Below are 19,246 nucleotides of genomic sequence, written 5' to 3' on the forward strand. Positions count from 1 at the left end.
AGGATCGGCCGGCGGAAGGCCCGACGACGAAGGCTCGACGACATGGACGCTGCCCACCTGCTGGTCGTCGACGACCACCGCGACATCCGCGATCCGCTGGCCGCCTACCTGCGCCGGCACGACCTGCGGGTGAGCGTGGCGGCCGACGCCGCGGCGGCGCGGGCGATCCTCGGCACCAGCGCCATCGACCTCGTCGTCCTCGACGTGATGATGCCCGGCGAGGACGGGCTCTCGCTCTGTCGCCACATCCGCGAGGTGCACGACACGCCGGTGATCCTGCTGACGGCGATGGCCGAGCAGACCGACCGCATCGTCGGGCTGGAGATCGGCGCGGACGACTACGTGACCAAGCCGTTCGACCCGCGGGAGCTGCTCGCCCGGGTGAAGAACCTGCTGCGCCGGGCCGCCGCCCTGCCGCGCGAGCGCGCCGAACCCGGCGCGCGGCGCCTCGCCTTCGACCGCTGGATCCTGGATAGCGACCGGCGCGAGCTCGTCGACGGGGCGGGCGAGGCGGTCGTGCTCAGCACCGCGGAGTTCCGCCTGCTCGCCGCGCTGGTGCGGCGCCCGCGGGTGGTGCTGTCGCGCGACCAGCTCCTCGACCTGACGAGCGGCCGCACCGCCCAGGCCTTCGACCGCAGCATCGACAACCAGGTCAGCCGGCTTCGGCGCAAGCTCGAGCGCGACCCGGCCCATCCCGAGCTGCTCAAGACGGTGTGGGGCGGCGGCTACGTCTTCGCCACCGACGTGCGGGAGGTCCGGTGAGCCGCCTCATGCCGCGCTCGCTCGTCTGGCGGCTGGCGCTGCTCCTGGTGCTGGCGGTGGTGGCCGCGCAGGCCGCGGCCTTCGCGATGTTCGCGAGCGAGGCGACCCGCGTCGGGCGCGCCGCCGGCCGCACCCAGGTGATCGACCGCATCGCCATCCTCGTCCGCCTGCTCGACACGGTGCCGGCGGACGCCGTCCCAGGCACCATCGCGGCCTTCAACTCGCCCAGGCACCACTTCTCGATCGGCCCGGCGAGCCTCGTCCCCGACGGGGCGATGGACGCCGACGAGGCCCGGCTGGCGCACGGCCTCGACCGCCGCCTGCAGGCGGATGCGACCGAGGCGCGCCTGCTCCTGGTCAAGCGCGACTCGGTCAGGCGCGACGTCGCCGACGTCGCCGACGACCCGCCGGCCGAGGGGCGCCGGGCCAAGCCGGAGGCACTCCAGGTCTCGGTGCACCTCGCCGACGGGCGCTGGCTCAACGGCGAGGCGCCGGTCGCGCTGCCGACGCCGCCCTGGATGCGCATCGGCCTGTTCCAGATCGCCGCCAGCGTCGTCGCCGTGCTCGCCGTGGTCGGTCTCGGGCTGCGCGGGGTGGTCGGGCCGGTGACAGCCCTGGCGCAGGCCGCCGAGGAGGCCGGGCGCGGCACGATGGTCGCGCCGTTGCCGGAATCGGGCCCCGCGGAACTGCGGACGATGACGATCGCCTTCAACCGGATGCAAGCACGGCTCCGGGCCTACGTCGACGATCGCACCCGGATGCTCGCCGCCGTCAGCCACGACCTGCGCACGCCGATCGCCTCGCTGTGGCTGCGCGCGGAGATGGTGGAGGACGAGGACCTCCGCGCCGGCATGGTGCGGACGCTGGGCGACATGAAGCGGATGGTGGAGGCGACGCTGTCCTTCGCCCGCGACGACGCCGCCTCGCAGGCGAGCGGCCCCCTCGACCTCGCCGAGCTCGCCCGCACGCTGGCCTCGGACCACGCCGCGCTCGGCCGCGACGTCACCCTGTCGGCCCCAGAAGCCCTTCCCTTCGCCGGCCGGCCCGACGCCCTGAGGCGGGCGCTCGACAACCTCGTCGAGAATGCGGTCCGCTACGGGCGACGCGCGCGCCTCGCGCTCGATCGCGACGGCGCGGACGTGCGCATCCGGGTCGAGGACGACGGGCCGGGCATCCCTGCCGACCGGGTCGAGGCGATGTTCGAGCCTTTCGCCCGGCTCGACGATTCGCGCAGCGACGAGACCGGCGGCACCGGCCTCGGGCTCGCCATCGCGCGCTCGGCGATCCGCGCGCATGGCGGTGAGATCCGGCTGCACAACCTGCCGCAAGGGGGCCTGCGCGCGGAGGTCGTCCTGCCGGGGGCGGGACGCTGACGCCGGTCGCGGCGTTCAGCCGGTCTCCGGCGCCGCGCGCATGAAACCGAAGTCGCAGCCCGCGTCGGCCTGCTCGACCGTCTCGTAGAGCAGGCGCGCGTAGCCGCGGGCGGCCCAGGCCGGGCGCTCGGCCGGACCCGCCTCGGACCGGCGCCGCTCCAGCTCGGCGTCGTGCACTAGGAGATCGATGCGACGGGCCGCCGTGTCGAGGCGGATGCGGTCGCCGGTGCGGACGAGCCCGAGCGGGCCGCCGTCGGCCGATTCCGGGGTGACGTGCAGCACGATCGTGCCGAAGGCGGTGCCGCTCATCCGCGCATCGGAAATGCGGACCATGTCCTTCACCCCAGCGGCGAGGATCTTCTTCGGGATCGGCAGGTAGCCGGCCTCGGGCATGCCGGGCGCGCCCTTGGGGCCCGCGTTCTGCAGGACGAGCACGTCGTCGGGGCCGACGTCGAGGTCGGGATCGTCGATCCGCGCGGTCATGTCGGGGATCGAGGCGAACACCACCGCGCGGCCCTCGTGCTGGAGCAGCGCCGGGCTCGCGGCGCTGTGCTTGATCACGGCGCCCCGCGGCGCGAGGTTGCCGCGCAGCACCGCCATCGCGCCCAGCGGCTTGATCGGGTTGTCCCGCGACCGGATCACCGTCTGGCCCGGGACGTCCTCGGCCGCCGCGGCCACGTCGCGGAGCGTCCCGCCGGCCACCGTCCCGGCGTCGAGGTCGATCAGGTCCCCAAGCTGCGCCATCAGCTTCGGGACGCCGCCGGCATGGTGGAAATGCTCCATGTAGTGGTCGCCGGACGGCTTCAGATCGACCAGCACCGGCACCGCACGGCCGAGCCGGTCGAAGGCGTCGAGGTCGATTCCGTGCGGCGTGCGGTTGGCGATGGCGGTGAGGTGGATCAGCCCGTTGGTCGAGCCGCCGATCGCCTGGAGCACCACCTGCGCGTTGCGGAAGGCGTCCGGCGTCAGGAGTTCGCTCGGGCGGGGACCGCCAGAGGCCGCCATCTCGGCGGCGCGCCGGCCGCTCGCCTCGGCGAGGCGGATGCGCTCGGCGTGTGGCGCGGGGATCGTCGCCGACATCGGCAGCGACAGGCCGAGCGCCTCGGCGATGCAGGCCATGGTGCTGGCCGTGCCCATCACCATGCAGGTGCCGACGGAGGGCGCGAGCCGGCCCTCGACGGCGGCGATCTCGGCCTCGTCGAGCTGGCCGGCACGGTGCGCGCTCCAGAGCCGGCGGCAATCGGTGCAGGCGCCCAAAACCTCGCCCTTGTGGTGGCCCACCACCATCGGCCCGGTCGGGATCACCACCGTCGGCAGGTCGGCGCTGGCCGCAGCCATGATCTGGGCCGGAAGGGTCTTGTCGCAGCCGCCGATGACGATCACCGCGTCCATCGGCTGGGCGCGGATCATCTCCTCGGTCTCCATCGCCATCAGGTTGCGCAGGAACATCGAGGTCGGGTGCGCGAAGCTCTCGTGGATCGAGATGGTGGGGAACACCATCGGCATCGCGCCGGCGAGCATGACACCGCGCTTGGCCGCCTCGATCAGCGCCGGCACGTTGCCGTGGCATGGATTGAAGTCGCTGGCCGTGTTGGTGATGCCGACGATCGGCCGGTCGAGGGCGTCGTCGGAATAGCCCGCCGCCTTGATGAAGGCCTTGCGCAGGAACAGCGAGAACCCGGCATCGCCGTAGCTGGTGAGACCCTTTCGCAGACCCTTGCTCATCGTGCCGTTCCTCGCTCCGATCCAGGTTCACACACTCGGCGGCTCAGTTTCGGATCGGGGGCCGACCGGCTCCCTCTCCCTTTGGGAGAGGGTTGAAGTGAGAGGCGTGACCTCTCCGGAAAGCTCACGCCCCTCATCCTGTCCTTCTCCCCCATGGGAGAAGGGACCCGCGCGATGTCACGGCTCCCAAGCGCCGTGTGCGCCCGCCTCCGCGCGCGCACCGCCAGCCGTCAGCGTTCCAGCGCGGCCGGGTTCACGAGGTTCCGCGGCCGCTCGCCGGACAGGATCCTGAGCATCTCCTCCACCGCCCCGAGGCCCATCGCGCGCAGACTCGTGGCGGTGGTTCCGGCGACGTGCGGCGTCAGCAGCAGGTTCGGGCAGGCGTGGAGCGGATGGTCGGGCGCCAGCGGCTGATGCTCGAACACGTCGAGCGCCGCGCCGCCGAGCCGGCCCGCGTTCAGCGCCGCCACCACCGCATCGGTCACGACGATCGGCCCGCGGGCGACGTTGATCAGCACCGCACCCGGGCGCATCCGCCCGATCAGCGCGGCGTCGACCAGCCCGCGCGTGGCGTCGGTGAGCGGGCAGGCAATCACCACCGCGTCGCTGCCCGAGAACAGCGTCGCGACGTCCACCGGCTCGACGAGCCCGCCATGGTCCGATGCGGTCCGCGACGCCCCGAGCACGCGCAGGCCGAAGCCGTGGCGGGCGATTCCCGCGACGCGGCGGCCGATCTCGCCCATCCCGAGGATGCCGAGCGTGGTGCCGCCGATCTCGGCGAGGTCGTTGGCGCGGGTCTTGGCCGCGAGCCAGCCGTCCCGGCGCAGCCCGGCATCGACGTCGGCGAGCCGCCGCCGCAGGGCGAGGAGGGCGGAGAGGACGTACTCGGCCACCGCCCCGGTGTTGCTGCCGGGCAGGTTCGCCACCGGGATCCCGCGGGCGGTGGCGGCCGCCAGCGGCACGAAGTCCAGCCCGACGCCGTGGCGGACGATGCCGCGAAGCTTCGGCGCGTGGTCGAGGATGTCGTCGGGCAGCTGCGCGCGCACGATCATCCCGGCGGCGTCGGGGGCGAGCGCACGCAGGGAGGACGCCGCCGTGTCGGGGGCGACGACGACGCGGGCATGGGGCGCCAGCATCGCGACCGCGTCGGGGTGGATCGGGTTGGTGAGGAGGACGAGGGGCAGGGGGGTCAAGGAACGGCCTTTCTCGCCTTGGGCAACTCAGCCCGTGAAGCGCGCCAGCGTGACCGCCGTGTCACCGTAGGTCCGCCGTTCCAGGTCCGTGAACCCCGCCGGCAGAGCGACGACCGCGTCGGCGGATTCCTCGATCACCACCAGGGCGTCGGGCGTCAACCAGCCGCCCTGCGCGGCCGCCGTCAGCGCTGCGGGCGCCAGGTCGCGGCCGTAGGGCGGATCGCAGAACACCAGGGAGAAGCGACCGGTGGTGCCCGAGGGGCCGAGCTTGGTCGCGTCCCGCCGGAACAGGCGGGTGCGCCCCTCGGCGCCGAACTGCTCGATGTTCTCGCGGATGACGCCGCGCGCCTCCGCCCCCTCGTCGACCAGCAGCGCGTAGGCCGCGCCGCGGGACAGCGCCTCGAAGCTCAGCGCGCCGGTGCCGGCGAACAGGTCGAGGATGCGGGCGCCCGGCACCGCGTCGTCGTAGGCGTGGGCCAGAACGTTGAACAACGCCTCCCGCAGGCGGTCCGAGGTCGGGCGGATCGCGTCGGAGCGCGGGGTGGCGAGGCGCCGGCCGCGCCAATCCCCGCCGACGATCCTCACCGCCCGCCGCGGCCGGGCGGACGGCCGCCGCCGGGCCGACCGCCGGGCTTCGCACCGAACCCGCCGGACGGCTTGCCCCCGAACCCGCCGGGCTTGCCGCCCGCCGGACGACCGGCCCCGCCGCCGGGTCGGCCCTGGCCGCCCTTGAACCCGCCCTCGCCGCGCGGCTTGAAGCTGCCCTCGACGCGGCCCTTGTAGCCGGTCTCGCGCTCGCCGCCGGGCTTGCCGCCGAAGCCGCCCGACGGCTTTCCGCCGAAGCCGCCGGGCTTCGCACCAAATCCGCCGGGCTTGCCGCCGAAGCCGCCGGGTCGATCGCCCGGCTGCCCGGCCGGCTTCTTGCCCTGGTAGCCGCGCCCCTCCGGGCGGGCGCCCTCGGCGCGGCCGCCGTCCCGGCGCTCGCCCTGGTACCCGCGCGATTCATTGCGGTCGCCGCGCGGGCGCTCGCCGGACTCCTGCCCGCGGAACCCCGTGCCGCGATCGCTGCGCGGGGGCCCGCGATCCGCGCCCTCGTTGAAGCGCGGGGTGTAGGGCCGCTCCGGGCGGGCGCCCGCGTCGCGGTCGTCGCGCCGGCGCTGCGGCTTCGCGCCGTTCTCGTCGCGGGCGTAGCGGCGCTGCGGCTGCGCCTCCTCGGCGGGCGCCGGGCTCGCCGACAGCCGCTCGACGAGGACGCGCCGGTCGCCGGTGTTGATCGCCCCGACGCGCTCGCGCCCGCGGCTCTCGGCCGCCGCCGCCCGCTCGGCCTTCGGGTCGGCGCCGCGGCGCGGCACCTTGGAGGGCCGGAAGCCCTCCGGATTGTCGGATTCGCCGGCGCGCCAGACGGACCGGCGCGGACCGGCGCCCATGCCGCCGGTGGGCACGCGGGCCGGCGCGGCCGGGCGCACCGGGCGCCCGCCGGAGGGCGCGCGGCCGCGGGGCGCCTCGTCCCGGCGCGAGCGCTCGGCCTGGGCCTCCTTCTTCGGCCCGCCGAAGGGCGCGATCGGCTCGCGCACCGGGCTCTCGAAGTCGACGCCGGCCTGGCTCGCGAGGCCCTTGCCGAGCTGCTCCTTCAGGACCTTGGTCTTGATCTCCTCGGTCAGCCCGACCTCGAGGTCGCCGAGCTGGAACGGCCCGAACGACAGCCGGATCAGCCGGTTCACCGACAGGCCGAGATGCTCGAGGATGCGCTTGACCTCGCGGTTCTTGCCCTCGCGCAGGCCGAGCGTCAGCCAGACGTTGTCGCCGCTGGCGCGATCGAGGGTCGCCTCGACCGGGCCGTATTCCATGCCGTCGATGGTCACGCCCTTGCGCAGCTGGTCGAGCTCCATCTGCGTGATGTCGCCGAAGGCACGCACGCGATAGCGGCGCAGCCAGCCGGTATCGGGATGGGCGATCACCTTGGCGAGGCCGCCGTCGTTGGTCAGCAGCAGCAGGCCTTCGGTGTTGATGTCGAGGCGGCCGATGGCGACGACGCGCGGCATCTCCTGAGGCATCACCTCGAACACGGTCTGGCGCCCTTCCGGGTCGCGCGCCGTGGTGACGAGGCCGCGCGGCTTGTGGAAGATCCAGAGCCGGGTGCGCTCGCGCGTCGGCAGCGGCTCGCCGTCGACGGTGATGGCGTCGGAATCCGTCACGTTGATCGCCGGCGTGTCGAGCACGCGGCCGTTCAGCGTGATGCGGCCTTCCGCGATCATCGCCTCGACGTCGCGGCGCGAGGCGATGCCGGCGCGGGCGATCGCCTTGGCGATGCGCTCGCCCTCGTAGGTCTCGGGCGCAGCGGGGGCGGCCTTCGCCGGCGCGGTCTCGGGGGCCGCGATCTCGGAAGCCGTGGCCTCCGGCGCGGCGGCCTCGAGATCCTCGAGCTCGGCCTCATCGACGGGGGCCGACGCTGCCGGGGTCGGCTCGGCCGCGGCCGGGCGGCGGCGCAGGGGGGCGTCGCCGCCGCGCTCCTTCGAAACCTTCTCCTTGGCCGGGCGCTCGTTGGCGTGCCGGTCCTTGGGTCGGTCGCGGGCCACGCGCTCCCGCGGCGCCTCGTCGTCCGCGGACCGGACGTTGGCGTCGGTGGCCGGGCTCCAAGGCTCTTGACGGGAAGGCTCGTCCTGAGAGGCGGCCTCGCGGCGTGCGGGCTCGGCGTTCGCCGGGGTCTCGGGCGCCTGCGTCGTCTCGGGACCGCGGACGGGCTCGTCCGCGGAGGGGGTGGTCGGATTGTCGCTCATCGGCAAGCCCATAACAGAGCGGGCCCCGCCGCGCGAGACGGATCGTCGCTCAGGGGCGTCCGGCCAGCAGGCCGAGCCCGAAGCCGACGAAGATCGCACCGGTGGCCCGGTCGAACAGGCGCCGCAGCGCAGGCCTGGCGAGATGGCGCGCGAGCTGCCGGCCGCCGAGGGCGTAGACCGCATACCAGAACGCCTCGGCGGCGGCGAAGGTCGCGACCAGGATCGTCAGCTGCAACCCCTGATCCGCGGCGGGATCGATGAATTGCGGCAGGAACGCCGCCGCGAACAGCAGGAGCTTCGGGTTGCTCGCCCCGATCAGGAACCCGCCCCGGAACAGGCCGCCGGCGGAGGGGGCGATCGGTCCCGTTCCGACCTGCGGCACCCCGCCGGCCCCGCGCCACGCCTGAATCCCGAGGAGGACCAGGTATGCGACGCCGGCATAGCGCAGCCCTGCGAACAGGTTGGGCGAGGCGGCGAGCACGGCGCCCAGCCCCGTCGCCGAGGCGCAGAGCACCAGCACCACGGCCGACAGGCACCCGGCCATGGCGAACAGGCTGGCTCCGAGGCCGAAGCGAAGGCTGCGCGTCATCACGTGCAGCATGTTCGGGCCGGGGGTGCCGGAAAGCAGGAAGACGGCGCATAGGAAGAGCGCCCAGGTTTGGGGATTCATGGACCGGACAGGGTGAGGTGAGGGCACCTGAGGCTACGCCCGCACGCGTTCCAATGCACCCCGCCCAGTGCACCCTGGAACGCGAGAAGGGCGGCCCGATCCGGGCCGCCCTTCTCACAACGCAGAACTAGTCCGGCCGGTCAGAGCCGCGGCGCGCGTCCGCGCATCACGCCGAACACGGCGGAGACCAGGAACAGGGCGATGGCCACGAAGAAGACGATCTTGGCCGCCTCCATCGCCATCCCGGCGATGCCGCCGAAGCCGAGGAGCGCCGCGACCAACGCGACCACGAGAAAGGTGATGGCCCAACCGATCATGCAGACCTCCTGGAAACGAATGCGTTGATGCAAGGCCGGGGGACGCACCGACCGGCCGACCGAACCCCGATGCGGAACGAAACCCGCATCCGCACCGGGGGATGCGTTGCTGCGAGGCTTACTTGCCGACGGCCGACTTCACGTCGCCCTTGACGCCTTCGGCCTTGCCCTTGGCTTCCTGCGCGGCGCCGTCGGCCTTCAGGTTCGCGTTGTCCGTCGCGTTGCCGATGCCCTGCTTGGCCTTGCCGACCGCCTCGTTGGCGGCGCCCTTGATCTTGTCGGTGGTGCTGCTCATCGCCGGCTCCTCATCCTGAATGCGGCCGTGCCGCGTTGGATGAGAAACGGCCGGCCCCGGCTGAATGTTCCGCCGATTAACATTGATCGGATTGGGGTCGATGTGCCGGCCGGTGCGGCGCGCTTTGCGGCGGCGGTTCCGGCGGCTAGGAACGTCCTCGTGCCCGACTCGATCCCTCCCGCGAAGACGTCGCCGTTCGATCTCGCCTTCGCCGCGGCGCGCCGCGCGGCGGAGGCCGGCGAGGTGCCGGTCGGTGCCGTCATCGTGCGCGGCGACGTCGTGCTGGCGGTGGCGCACAACCGGCCGCGGGCGCTCAACGATCCGACGGCGCATGCGGAGATCCTGGCGATCCGCGCTGCCTGCGCCGCCCTCGGCGACGACCGGCTGCCGGGCTGCGACCTCTACGTGACCCTGGAGCCGTGCCCGATGTGCGCGGGCGCGATCGGCTTCGCGCGGATCCGGCGGCTCTATTACGGCGCCGCCGACCCCAAGGGCGGCGGGGTCGAGAACGGCGCCCGCGTGTTCAATCATCCGACCTGCCACCACGCGCCGGATGTGTATGGCGGCTTCCGCGAGGACGAGGCGGCGGCACTGCTGCGCGCCTTCTTCCGCGAGCGGCGGGACTGACCCGTCGCCCCTGCGCGCGAACCGGCCCCGCCCGCCCGACGTTGCCCCGTCGGACAACCCGGAAGCCGCCTCCATGAGACCGACCTATCATCGCGCCCTGATCGTCGGGGCCGGCTCGGGCCTCAGCGCGGCGCTCGCCCGGCAACTCGCCGCCGACGGCCTGCGGGTTGGGCTGGCGGCCCGCGACGTCGGCAAGCTCGACGGGCTCGCCCGCGAGACCGGCGCGGCGGTCCACGCCTGCGACGCGAGCCGGCCGGACGACGTCGAGGCGCTGTTTGCCGCGATCGAGCCGGCGCTCGGCGGCCCGCCGGACGTGGTGGTCTACAACGCCAGCGGGCGCGTGCGCGGCGCGATCGCGGAGCTCGACCCGGCGGCCGTCGCCCAGGCGCTCGCCGTCTCGGCCTTCGGCGGGTTCCTGGTGGCGCAGGCGGCCGCCCGGCGCATGCTGCCGGCCCGGCACGGCGCGATCCTGCTCACCGGCGCCTCGGCGAGCGTGAAGGGGTTCGCCGGCTCGTCGGCCTTCGCCATGGGCAAGTTCGCCCTGCGCGGCCTGGCCCAGAGCCTGTCGCGCGAGCTGCAGCCCCAGGGCATCCACGTGGCCCACTTCGTCATCGACGGCGCGATCCGGAACCCGGCCCGCGCGCCCGAGGCGCCGGATGCCCCCGACAGCCACCTCGACCCGGAGGCCATCGCCCGCAGCTACCGCGACGTGCTGCGCCAGGATCGCAGCGCCTGGACCCAGGAGCTGGAGCTGCGCCCCTGGGTCGAGCGGTTCTGAGAGACCTGCGGCCTCACCCGTGCCGCAGGTCGCCCACCGGCGCCGGCGGTGGCCGGAAAGGTTGCGCGGTCGCGGGGATCTTGAACGGCAGGACGTTCGAGGGACGCTCGTCCGCGACCGGGGGCGACGGCCGCCGGCGGCCCGACCGGAGGATCAGGCCGACCACGAGCCGGCTGCAGCCGCGCGCGGCGTGACGCTGCGCCCGGTTTCGCGTCCAGATCGGAAAATCCTGGCGGTTTCGCATGTCGGGCTCCCTCGTCAGGCTCGGACACGAGAGAACACCGCGATTCCAACGACCCGCACATCACCCGTTTGGGGGATGCCCCCGGCGATCGGTAAACGGCCGCGATGGGTCGGCTCAGGCCGGGTCCGGGCGCGCGGCGACGGCCTCGATCTCGACGAGGTAGCCGTGGTGCAGGCCCGGCACCGGCACCACGGCGCGGGCGGGGCGGGCCGCGCCGAACATCTCCGCGTAGATCCGATCGAAGGCCGGCCAGTTCTCGACGCCGACCAGGTAGGCGGTGACCTTGAGCACGCGCTCCGGGCCGCATCCGGCCGCGCCGAGGATGGCGAGCACGTTGGCCAGCGCCTGCCGGGCCTGCTCCTCGAACGGGCGGTCGAAGGTATGGCTGCCGTCGGGGCGGGGCCCGAGCTGGCCCGAGACGAAGACGAGGTCGCGCCATGCCGTCGCCTGGGCATAGTGCCCGGCGGGCTCCGGCACGGCCTTCGTCGCGATGCGCTCGATCGGATCTGTCATGGGGAGGATCACCAGCCGGCGATGCGGGGCCACGTGGCGGAGACGCGCCCGGCGGCGTCGAGCACGTGGTAGCTTCCGTGCTGCGCGGCGGTGGCGCAGGCATGGTTGGGCAGGATGCGCAGACGCGCGCCCAAGGCAAGGTCCGGCAGCGCGGCGGCGGATCCGGGGCGGAGGGCGACGATGCCGTGCTCCTGGTTGGCGTCGCGCACGATCAGGTCGGGGTAGGGCGTCCCCGCCGGATCGCAGACGATCCCGTAGCCCTGGTCGACGGCTTGGCGCGCGGTGCCGCGGTCGCGCGACAGCGCCATCCATCCGGCGTCGACGATGATCCAGCCCTTCGCGCGCTGGTGCCCGATCACCGTCGCCAGCACCGACAGGACGATGTCCCCGGTTGCGCAGGTGCCGATGCCGGCCTGGAACAGGTCGCCGAACATGAAGACGCCGGCCCGCACCTCGGTCACGCCGTCGAGCGCCTCGGCGAACCGCGCGGTCGGGGTCGAGCCGATGCTGACCACGGGGCAGGGGAGGCCGGCGGCCCGCAGGTGCCCGGCCGCCGCGACGCCGGCCGCGCGCTCGGCCTCCGCCGCCGCCGCGATCCGCTCAGGCTCGCTCAGGCCGTAGCTGTCGCCGGCATGCAGCAGCACCCCGCGTAGCACCGCGCCCCCGGCGACGAGGACGCGGCCGATCGCCGTCAGCGTCCCGGCGTCGTCCGGCGCGACCCCCGAGCGGTGCCCGTCGGCGTCGACCTCGATCAGGACGGGCAGGGGCGCGCAGACGGGATCGCGGTTGGCCGCCACCCACGCCGCGACGGCCTCGGCCTGCGCCACGCTGTCGAGGACGATCGCGAGGTCGGCCCCGTATTGCCGGCGGATGCCGCCGACCCGATCGAGCTTCTGCGGCGCGATGCCGACGCCGTAGGTGAGGTCGGTGACGCCGCCCTCGGCGAAGTAGGCGGCCTCGCGCAGCGTCGAGACCATGGCCGGCCCGCGCAGGCCGGTCATCGCGCGGCGCGCCACGTCGAGAGACTTCGCCGTCTTGAGATGGGGCCGGAAGGCGACGCCGAGGCCGGCGAGCCGCGCCCGCATCCGCGCGACGTTGGCGGTCAGGCGCGCCTCGTCGAGGAGCAGGCAGGGGGTGTCGAGGGCGGCGAGCGAATCCGCGGCGACGTCGGTGACGGCCATCGCGACCCCTTTCCGATTCCGGTCCCGGCCTTCTAGGCAGATGCCGGGCGCAGGGCTAGGTGGTCGAGACCGTCGCCCGGCCTCGGAGAACCGCCATGACAGACGCGAACGCCGTCATCCTCCGCGCGTTCGGCGCCCCCGAGGCGATGCGCCTCGAAACCGTCGACCTGCCCCCGCCCGGACCGGGCGCGGTGCTCCTGCGCCAGACCGCGATCGGCTTCAACTTCATCGACGTCTACCAGCGCAAGGGGGTCTACCCGCTGCCGCTGCCGACCGGGCTCGGCCACGAGGCCGCCGGGCGGATCGAGGCGCTGGGCGAGGGCGTCGCGGGGTTCCGGGTCGGCGACCGGGTCGCCTACATGAACGCGGGGCTCGGCAGCTACGCCGACCGGCGCGTCGTGCCGGCGGACAAGCTGGTGGCGATCCCCGACGCGGTCTCGGACGAGGACGCCGCCGCCCTGCTGTTCAAGGGGATGACCGCGCAGTACCTGCTCCGGCGCACCCACGCGGTCCAGCCGGGCGAGATGGTGCTGGTCCATGCCGCGGCCGGCGGCGTCGGGCAGATCCTGTGCCGCTGGGCCAAGGCGCTCGGCGCTACCGTGGTCGGCACCGCGGGATCGGCGCAGAAGTGCGCGGTGGCGCGCGAGGCCGGCTGCGACGTGGCGATCGACTATTCGCAAGGGGGCTGGCCCGAGGCGCTGCTCGCCGCCACCGGCGGCCGCAAGGCGCGGGTCGTCTACGATTCGGTCGGCCGCGACACCTTCCTGCATTCGCTCGACCTCGCCGCGCCCTTCGGCCTCGTGGTGCTCTACGGCGCCGCCTCCGGGCCGGCGCCGGCGATCGAGCCGGAGCTGCTGAACAAGAAGGGCTGCCTCTTCCTCACCCGCCCGTCGGTGTTTCCGCACAATGCCGACCCCGCGGACCTGCGGGCCAACGCGGCCGAGGTCTTCGCGGCCATCGCCTCGGGGGCGATCGTCGCGCGCATCGGCGCGCGGTTCCCGCTCGCGGAGGCGGTCGCGGCGCACCGCGCGGCGGAGGCACGCGAAACGACGGGATCGATCCTGCTGCTGCCGTGAGGCATGCCGCCCGTCAGGTCGCCCGCACCACCACCTCGACCAGGTTCGGCGCGCCCGACCGGATCCCGTCCTCGATCGCCGCCGCGATGTCGGCCGCACGGGTCACGCGCCGCGCCGGCACGCCCATCGAGGCGGCCAGCGCGACGAAGTCGATGCGCGGATCGACGAGGTCCATGGCGATGAAGCGGTTGGCGCGCACCGACGCGTAGTGGGATTGCGACTTCATGTAGTTCTTCAGGATGTTGTACTCGGCGTTGTTGATCACCACGAAGGTCACCGGCAGCGCTTCGTGGGCGGCGGTCCACAGCGCCTGGGGCGAGTACATCGCCGCGCCGTCGCCGACGACGCAGATCACCGGCGCGCGGTCGAGGCCGAGCGAGGTGCCGACCGAGGCCGGCATTCCCCAGCCCAGGACGCCGCCGCGCATCGAGGCGTACTGGTGCGTCTTGTCGCTGTGCAGGAAGGTGCGCAGATGCGCCATCGTCGCCGGCGCCTCGTCGACGATGGCGGTGTCGGCGCCGACGGCGCGGGCGATCTCGCGGGCGGCGACCAGCGGCGCGATCACCGGGTCGGCGAAGGCGGCGTCGGCCGCCTCGGTCAGCTTTCCGCGACGGGCCGCGTAGATCCGCGCGGCCGCGACCCGCAGCTCGGCATAGGCGTCGGCCCGCTCCGCGAGGCGCGGCCTCAGGAGCGGCAGCAGCGCGTCGAGGGAGGCGCGCACGTCGCCGACCATCGAGAGGGTGGTCTCGTAGGTGCGCCCGAGGTCGCGCACGTCCGCCGAGAGCTGGAACACCTGCGTGCCGGCCGGCACCGCCGAGCCTTCCGTGTAGAGCACCGTGATCAGCGACTTGCCGCCGAGCGCGAACACCGCGTCGTAGGCGCCGAGGATGCCGGCGATCTCCGTGGCCTTGGTCGGCAGGTTCCCGGCCCAGAGCGGATGCGCGGTGGGGAAGGGGATGTGGGCCGGCCAGGACGAGCCGTAGACCGGCGCGCCGAGGAGGTCGGCGAGCGCCACGGCCTGGCCGGAGGCGTCGCTGGCGTCGATCTCGTCGCCGGCGATGACGGCGAGGCGCCCGGGCGCCACCGCGGCAAGGTGGTCGGCGAGCCGCTCGAGCGAGCCCGCCACGGCGCAGCGGTCGATCGTCGAGACGCCGCCGGCGGGCGCGGCGGTCATCGCCTCCATCACGTCCATCGGCAGCGACAGGAAGACCGGGCCCGAGGGCGCGGCCGAGCAGTCGTGGAAGGCGCGCCGCAGCAGGATCGGCAGCTGGTCGGCGTTGGTGACCTCGCGCGCCCACTTCACGGCGGGCGTGGCGAGGCTGACGAGGTCGCCGAACAGCAGCGGATCGGTGATCGCGTGACGCGAATCCTGCTGGCCCGCCGTCACCACCAGCGGCGTGCCCGAGACGTGGGCGTTGATCAGGTTGCCAAAGCCGTGGCCGAGGCCGCCGGCGGTGTGGAGATTGAGGAAGGCGGGCCGGCGCGCGGCATGCGCGTAGCCGTCGGCCATCGCCACCGCGCTCGCCTCCTGCAGCGCCAGCACGTAGGCGATGTCGGGGGTCTCGGTGAGCGCGTCGATCAGCGGCAGCTCGGTGGTGCCGGGATTGCCGAAGATGTAGCGAACCCCCTCCGAGCGCAGCACCTCGAGCAGCACCATCGCCCCTCGGCGGCTTCCGAGCGCGTCCACCGTCGCAATCGCCATGGCCGTCCTTTCCGTCCCGTCGCGCGGCCTAGGCTACGCCGATGGCCGCACGGGGCAACCGCCCGGCGCGGTCAGAGCGCCAAGTGGGCCGCGACCGCCGAGGCGGCGCGCACCGCTCCCTGCGAGGCGCCCGTCGCGTAGCGGATCGCGTGGCGCGCGACGCGGTTGCGCACCCGGCGGACCGCCCAGGGCAGGGCGGTCTCGGTGGCGAGCGCGCGGGCGTAGAGGCTGGATCGCAGGCTCGCCGCGTCGCAGGCGACCTTGACCGGGTCGACATAGAACGCGGCGACCTTGTCGGCACCCATGCCGGGCGTCGCGAGCCAGCCGGGCAGGTGGGCGTCGGCCAGTTGCCGCACGTCGGTCAGCACCTTGCCGATCCCGGTCCCGGGAATCGGGCACGCGGTCTGGAACACGTCGCCGACGAGGACCACCCCGTCGCGGACGTGGCCCTCGGCCCGCATCAGGTCGATCGGGCGCACCTCGACCGAGCCGGCGACGGCGAGGTCCGGGCAATGGGCCGCGAGCCCCGGCATCAGCGCGCGCAGGGCCGCCTCCGGCTCGGCGCGAAACGCCTTCGTCCAGGGGGCGTTCGGCTGCTGGTAGCCGAACAGGTTCGCCCGCATGGTCTCGCCGAGCGGGAACAGCGTCAGGTAGGCGTCGCGCCCGCCGAACCGTTCGGAGAAGTAGGTCATCGCCCGAAACGGGAAGGCGTCGCGCGGCGCCGCCATGTCGAAGCCGACGGCCAGCGAGTGGCGTTCGCCGATCACGCGCCGGACGATCCCGGCCTTGCGGCGCAGCACGTCGCCGAGCCCCGTCGCCAGCACCACGAGGCGGCCGGCGAACCGGCGCCCGTCGCCGAGGGTGACGACCTGCCGCTCCGGGCCGAGATCGAGGTCGGCGACCCGGCCGACGGTGAGCAGCCCGGCGGGCAGGTCGGCGCGCAGGGCGTTGATCAGGTCGGGATAGGCGGCGCCGTACTCGGTGTTGCGCTCCCAATGCGCGAGGCTGCCGAAGCGCACGACCCGGACGGCGTCGGTGCTCGTGGTGCACCCGCGGGCGGCGGCGCCGAACCCGAGGGACTCGAACAGCGACATCTGGGCGGAGCCGTACTTCTCGGCGCGGAAATCGTGCGGGTGGACGGCGTGGGTGTCGATCAGTGCGACGCTGCGGCCGTCGCGGGCGAGGCGGCCGGCCAGGCAGGTTCCGGCCAGGCCGGCGCCGATCACCACGACGTCGAAGCAGTCCGTCTGAGCAGGCATGGCGAGCACATCCCTCCGGCAGGGGCGCCTTCGACACGCCCGCACGGTACAGAAGTCGCAACCATCCCGAAAAGAAGATCCTTGCGTAGTTCTTCGCGATCAACCCTTCGTGACCAGCGAGAAACATCGTGGCAATGTTCTACCGAAGGTAGAGATCGCGTCGCGCCTTCATCGACGACGACATGGTGCGGTCTGTTCAGGCGTCGCGACCGTCGCGCAAGTGCGTCACGAATTCCTGCGCGAAGGTCGGCAAGCCTTCGTAGCTGCGCAGGCACAGGGTCAGGGCGCGCGTCGCCCACGGCTCGACCAGCGGCACGACGGCGATGTCGAGGCCGCGGGCGACCCGCCGGGCCATGCTCTCGGGCACGATGCCGACGCCGACGCGGGCATCGACGAGACGGCAGACGGCGTCGAACCCGCGCAGCTGCACGCGCAGGCGCATCGGGCGCCCGACGCGCGCCGCCTTGTCGGCGAGAAACCGGGTGAGCGCGCTCGCCCGGTCGAGACCGACGAGGTCGTGCGCCAGCACCTCGGCGAAGGCGACCGCCCCGCGCCCGGCCAGGGCGTGCCCGCGCGCCGCCACCAGCACGAAGCGGTCCTGCCGGAACGGGAAGGTCTCGAGGTCGCCGGTGTCGACCGTGCCCGACAGGATGCCGAGGTCGGCCTGCCCGTCCGCGACGAGGCCGACGATCTCGTCCGAGGTGTGCTCGTCGATCTCGACGCTGACCCCGGGGTTCTTCGCCAGGTAGGCGGCCAGCGCATCCGGCAGGAATTCGGTGAGCGCGTTGGTGTTGGCCAGCACCCGGATCTGCCCGACCGTGCCGCCGGAGAAGGCCGAGAGCTCGCCCTGCATCCGCTCGATCGCGGCGATCAGCCCGCGGGCATGCGCCAGCAAGGCCCGCCCGGCCGGGGTCGGCGTGACGCCGAGACGGGTGCGGGTGAGCAGGGCGGCGCCGAGCGAGGTCTCCATTGCCCGGATCCGCGTCGAGGCGGCGGCGAGCGCGAGGTTCGCGCGCGCCGCCCCGTGGGTGATCGAGCCGGCCTCGACCACGTGGCGGAAGAGGGTGAGGTCGGACAGGTCGAAGCGCATCATCACCGGGCTTCCTTACGCGGGCCGCGAAGCCGCTGCCGGCGCCACCGCGATGCACGAGCGACTGCGAAACGCGCGCTCCCGACGCTCAGCCTTCGCCGATCGCGAAGGCATCATCAAGGAAATCCGTATTGCGAACCGTTCCAATCGGGCCCCTAACCATCGGGCGGATCGAACAGGGTAGGGGCAGGGCGGCGTGGGAGGCGGGACGACGATCTGGGCGACCGGCGCGCTGCTCGTGCTCTGCATGGGCCTCTGGGCGACGGCGCTGCTGCCCGAGATCGTCACCGCGCTGCTGTTCTTCGCCCTCGCCATGCTGCTCAAGCTCGGCACGGCAGCGACGGTGTTCTCCGGCTTCGCGGCCTCGGCCTTCTGGCTGGTGATGTCGGGGATGGTGGTCGGCCTCGCGATGACGCGGACCGGCCTCGGCGCACGCCTGGCGCAGGGGCTGAGCGGCCGGCTCTCGGGCTCCTATCCGCGCCTCGTCGCCGGGCTCGTGGGGTTCAGCTTCCTGCTCGCCTTCGTGATGCCGTCGAACCTCGGGCGCATCGCGCTGATGATTCCGGTGACCCTGTCGCTCTGCGACGCGTTCGGGCTGGCGCCCGGGCGGAAGGGCCGGATCGGCGCGGTGATGGCGGTCGGGCTCGCGACCCCGATCCTGTCGGCGGCGATCCTGCCCGCCAACGTGCCGAACCTGGTGATGGCCGGCGCGGCCGAGCGGCTCCAGGGCCTGCACCTCACCTACCTGCCCTATCTCTGGCTGCACGCGCCGGTCCTGGCGCTGGTGAAGGGCGTGCTGCTCGTGGCGCTCCTCGTGACGCTGTTCCCCGACCGGCTCGAATCCGGTGCCGCGGCGCTGCCGGCCCTGCCCCCGGCCTCGCCCGCCGAGCGCCGGCTGGCCGCGATCCTCGTCGGCACGCTGGCGCTATGGATGACCGACGGGCTGCACGGCATCGCCCCGGCCTGGGTCGGGCTCTCGGCCGCGGTGATCTGCCTGATGCCGCGGATCGGCGTGCTGCCGGCGGACGCCTTCGCGCAGGTCTCGCTGCGCACCTGCTTCTACATCGCCGCGCTGCTCGGCCTCGTGGCGGTCGTCAACGAGACCGGCTTGGGCGAGCGGCTCGGCCACGCGCTGCTGGCGGTCGCGCCCCTGAGCCCGGGCGCGACCGTGCAGAACTTCGCGGTGCTGACCGGCGTCGCCACGGCGCTCACCCTCGTGGTCACGGCCAACGGCGCGCCCGCGCTCTACACGGCGCTGGCGGGCGAGATGGCACAGGCCAGCGGCTGGCCTGTGCTCGACGTGGTGATGGTGCAGGTGCTCGGCTACGCGACGCTGTTCTTCCCGTATCAGGCGCCGCCCATCGTGTTCGCGCGCGAGCTCGGCGGCGTGTCGCTGAAGGACGCGACGCGCGCGACCTTCGCCTACGGGGTCGCGACGCTGCTGGTCGCCGCGCCGCTCGACTACCTCTGGTGGCGGCTGATCGGGCGACTGCCATGAGAAGGATACGTGTCGCGAGAACGGCGGCCGCCGTGCCCAGCAGCAGGCGATATCCCGACGAAATCGTCATCTCCGTCCTGCCATGCCGCATTGCGGCGAAACGCTCGGGCCTCTAGCGCTACAGATTAGAGACGGTCCAATTCCAAGATCGACCCGGTTCCGAGAA

At 73.6% G+C, this 19,246-nt stretch carries 19 protein-coding genes; 6 read left to right on the forward strand and 13 right to left on the reverse strand.

Annotated elements, in window-relative coordinates; genetic code table 11:
* Positions 1-42: 42 nt before the first annotated feature.
* Positions 43-762, forward strand: coding sequence for a response regulator (locus MKK60_RS25950; RefSeq protein WP_147844073.1), 720 nt, complete (start codon positions 43-45; stop codon positions 760-762).
* A complete protein-coding gene (locus MKK60_RS28620) occupies positions 759-2,135 on the forward strand; it encodes an ATP-binding protein (RefSeq protein WP_243989039.1) in 1,377 nt (458 codons plus the stop codon). Before MKK60_RS25950 ends, MKK60_RS28620 begins: the two co-directional genes overlap by 4 nt.
* 15 nt (positions 2,136-2,150) lie before the next feature.
* Here MKK60_RS28620 and MKK60_RS25960 read toward each other — a convergent pair whose 3' ends face one another.
* From MKK60_RS25960 to MKK60_RS25990, 7 genes are all read right to left on the reverse strand, one after another.
* Positions 2,151-3,860, reverse strand: a complete 1,710-nt coding sequence (locus MKK60_RS25960) for an IlvD/Edd family dehydratase (protein ID WP_243989040.1) — start codon at positions 3,858-3,860, stop codon at positions 2,151-2,153.
* 230 nt (positions 3,861-4,090) lie between these two features.
* Positions 4,091-5,053: an NAD(P)-dependent oxidoreductase gene (locus tag MKK60_RS25965; RefSeq protein ID WP_243989041.1), complete on the reverse strand. Its 963-nt coding sequence runs from the start codon at positions 5,051-5,053 to the stop codon at positions 4,091-4,093.
* A gap of 27 nt (positions 5,054-5,080) precedes the next feature.
* Positions 5,081-5,638, reverse strand: coding sequence for a 16S rRNA (guanine(966)-N(2))-methyltransferase RsmD (gene rsmD, locus MKK60_RS25970; RefSeq protein ID WP_147859843.1), 558 nt, complete (start codon positions 5,636-5,638; stop codon positions 5,081-5,083).
* Entirely contained in the window at positions 5,635-7,830 is a 2,196-nt protein-coding gene (locus tag MKK60_RS25975; RefSeq protein WP_243989042.1) for a pseudouridine synthase, read from the reverse strand. Before MKK60_RS25975 ends, rsmD begins: the two co-directional genes overlap by 4 nt.
* A gap of 49 nt (positions 7,831-7,879) precedes the next feature.
* Positions 7,880-8,500 carry a LysE family translocator gene (locus MKK60_RS25980; RefSeq protein ID WP_147844614.1) on the reverse strand — a complete coding sequence of 207 codons (621 nt, stop codon included), beginning with the start codon at positions 8,498-8,500 and terminating at the stop codon, positions 7,880-7,882.
* 140 nt (positions 8,501-8,640) lie between these two features.
* Positions 8,641-8,817: a DUF1328 domain-containing protein gene (locus tag MKK60_RS25985; RefSeq protein ID WP_243989043.1), complete on the reverse strand. Its 177-nt coding sequence runs from the start codon at positions 8,815-8,817 to the stop codon at positions 8,641-8,643.
* Positions 8,818-8,935: 118 nt separating this feature from the next.
* A complete protein-coding gene (locus MKK60_RS25990) occupies positions 8,936-9,112 on the reverse strand; it encodes a CsbD family protein (protein WP_147729527.1) in 177 nt (58 codons plus the stop codon).
* Positions 9,113-9,271: 159 nt separating this feature from the next.
* Here MKK60_RS25990 and MKK60_RS25995 point away from each other — a divergent pair, with 159 nt between their 5' ends.
* Both MKK60_RS25995 and MKK60_RS26000 read left to right on the forward strand, forming a co-directional pair.
* Entirely contained in the window at positions 9,272-9,739 is a 468-nt protein-coding gene (locus MKK60_RS25995; RefSeq protein WP_243989044.1) for a nucleoside deaminase, read from the forward strand.
* Between the two features lie 73 nt (positions 9,740-9,812).
* Positions 9,813-10,517, forward strand: a complete 705-nt coding sequence (locus MKK60_RS26000; protein ID WP_243989045.1) for an SDR family NAD(P)-dependent oxidoreductase — start codon at positions 9,813-9,815, stop codon at positions 10,515-10,517.
* A 13-nt stretch (positions 10,518-10,530) separates the two neighbouring features.
* Here MKK60_RS26000 and MKK60_RS26005 read toward each other — a convergent pair whose 3' ends face one another.
* The 3 genes from MKK60_RS26005 to MKK60_RS26015 all read right to left on the reverse strand — a co-directional run bounded on the left by MKK60_RS26005 (position 10,531) and on the right by MKK60_RS26015 (position 12,455).
* The gene (locus tag MKK60_RS26005) at positions 10,531-10,761 is read right to left on the reverse strand and encodes a hypothetical protein (protein WP_243989046.1); all 231 of its coding nucleotides are present in this window, start codon (positions 10,759-10,761) and stop codon (positions 10,531-10,533) included.
* A gap of 114 nt (positions 10,762-10,875) precedes the next feature.
* On the reverse strand, positions 10,876-11,274 hold the full coding sequence (locus tag MKK60_RS26010) for a RidA family protein (protein ID WP_147729782.1): 399 nt from the start codon (positions 11,272-11,274) through the stop codon (positions 10,876-10,878).
* An 8-nt stretch (positions 11,275-11,282) separates the two neighbouring features.
* The gene (locus MKK60_RS26015) at positions 11,283-12,455 is read right to left on the reverse strand and encodes an alanine racemase (RefSeq protein WP_243989047.1); all 1,173 of its coding nucleotides are present in this window, start codon (positions 12,453-12,455) and stop codon (positions 11,283-11,285) included.
* Positions 12,456-12,550: 95 nt separating this feature from the next.
* Between MKK60_RS26015 and MKK60_RS26020 the strand changes: the two genes are divergently transcribed.
* A complete protein-coding gene (locus tag MKK60_RS26020) occupies positions 12,551-13,531 on the forward strand; it encodes a quinone oxidoreductase family protein (RefSeq protein WP_243989048.1) in 981 nt (326 codons plus the stop codon).
* Between the two features lie 13 nt (positions 13,532-13,544).
* Here MKK60_RS26020 and MKK60_RS26025 read toward each other — a convergent pair whose 3' ends face one another.
* The 3 genes from MKK60_RS26025 to MKK60_RS26035 all read right to left on the reverse strand — a co-directional run bounded on the left by MKK60_RS26025 (position 13,545) and on the right by MKK60_RS26035 (position 17,585).
* A complete protein-coding gene (locus MKK60_RS26025; protein WP_243989049.1) occupies positions 13,545-15,233 on the reverse strand; it encodes a thiamine pyrophosphate-binding protein in 1,689 nt (562 codons plus the stop codon).
* A 71-nt stretch (positions 15,234-15,304) separates the two neighbouring features.
* On the reverse strand, positions 15,305-16,492 hold the full coding sequence (locus MKK60_RS26030; protein WP_243989050.1) for an FAD-dependent oxidoreductase: 1,188 nt from the start codon (positions 16,490-16,492) through the stop codon (positions 15,305-15,307).
* Between the two features lie 196 nt (positions 16,493-16,688).
* The gene (locus MKK60_RS26035; RefSeq protein WP_187275534.1) at positions 16,689-17,585 is read right to left on the reverse strand and encodes a LysR substrate-binding domain-containing protein; all 897 of its coding nucleotides are present in this window, start codon (positions 17,583-17,585) and stop codon (positions 16,689-16,691) included.
* Between the two features lie 193 nt (positions 17,586-17,778).
* On the opposite strand from MKK60_RS26035, the gene MKK60_RS26040 reads away from it, so the two are divergent.
* On the forward strand, positions 17,779-19,080 hold the full coding sequence (locus MKK60_RS26040) for an SLC13 family permease (RefSeq protein ID WP_147843279.1): 1,302 nt from the start codon (positions 17,779-17,781) through the stop codon (positions 19,078-19,080).
* The last annotated feature ends 166 nt before the right edge of the window (positions 19,081-19,246 follow it).

This window comes from Methylobacterium sp. J-092, from assembly GCF_022829325.1.
Classification (GTDB): Bacteria; Pseudomonadota; Alphaproteobacteria; order Rhizobiales; family Beijerinckiaceae; genus Methylobacterium.

Excerpts from the sequence above, each read along its gene's own strand:
- MKK60_RS25950 (WP_147844073.1), top strand. The coding sequence starts at position 43 with ATGGACGCTGCCCACCTGCTGGTCGTCGACGACCACCGCGACATCCGC.
- MKK60_RS25960 (WP_243989040.1), bottom strand. The coding sequence starts at position 3,860 with ATGAGCAAGGGTCTGCGAAAGGGTCTCACCAGCTACGGCGATGCCGGG.
- MKK60_RS25975 (WP_243989042.1), bottom strand. The coding sequence starts at position 7,830 with ATGAGCGACAATCCGACCACCCCCTCCGCGGACGAGCCCGTCCGCGGT.
- MKK60_RS25980 (WP_147844614.1), bottom strand. The coding sequence starts at position 8,500 with ATGAATCCCCAAACCTGGGCGCTCTTCCTATGCGCCGTCTTCCTGCTT.
- MKK60_RS25985 (WP_243989043.1), bottom strand. The coding sequence starts at position 8,817 with ATGATCGGTTGGGCCATCACCTTTCTCGTGGTCGCGTTGGTCGCGGCG.
- MKK60_RS25990 (WP_147729527.1), bottom strand. The coding sequence starts at position 9,112 with ATGAGCAGCACCACCGACAAGATCAAGGGCGCCGCCAACGAGGCGGTC.
- MKK60_RS26000 (WP_243989045.1), top strand. The coding sequence starts at position 9,813 with ATGAGACCGACCTATCATCGCGCCCTGATCGTCGGGGCCGGCTCGGGC.
- MKK60_RS26005 (WP_243989046.1), bottom strand. The coding sequence starts at position 10,761 with ATGCGAAACCGCCAGGATTTTCCGATCTGGACGCGAAACCGGGCGCAG.
- MKK60_RS26010 (WP_147729782.1), bottom strand. The coding sequence starts at position 11,274 with ATGACAGATCCGATCGAGCGCATCGCGACGAAGGCCGTGCCGGAGCCC.
- MKK60_RS26015 (WP_243989047.1), bottom strand. The coding sequence starts at position 12,455 with ATGGCCGTCACCGACGTCGCCGCGGATTCGCTCGCCGCCCTCGACACC.
- MKK60_RS26020 (WP_243989048.1), top strand. The coding sequence starts at position 12,551 with ATGACAGACGCGAACGCCGTCATCCTCCGCGCGTTCGGCGCCCCCGAG.
- MKK60_RS26025 (WP_243989049.1), bottom strand. The coding sequence starts at position 15,233 with ATGGCGATTGCGACGGTGGACGCGCTCGGAAGCCGCCGAGGGGCGATG.
- MKK60_RS26030 (WP_243989050.1), bottom strand. The coding sequence starts at position 16,492 with ATGCCTGCTCAGACGGACTGCTTCGACGTCGTGGTGATCGGCGCCGGC.
- MKK60_RS26035 (WP_187275534.1), bottom strand. The coding sequence starts at position 17,585 with ATGATGCGCTTCGACCTGTCCGACCTCACCCTCTTCCGCCACGTGGTC.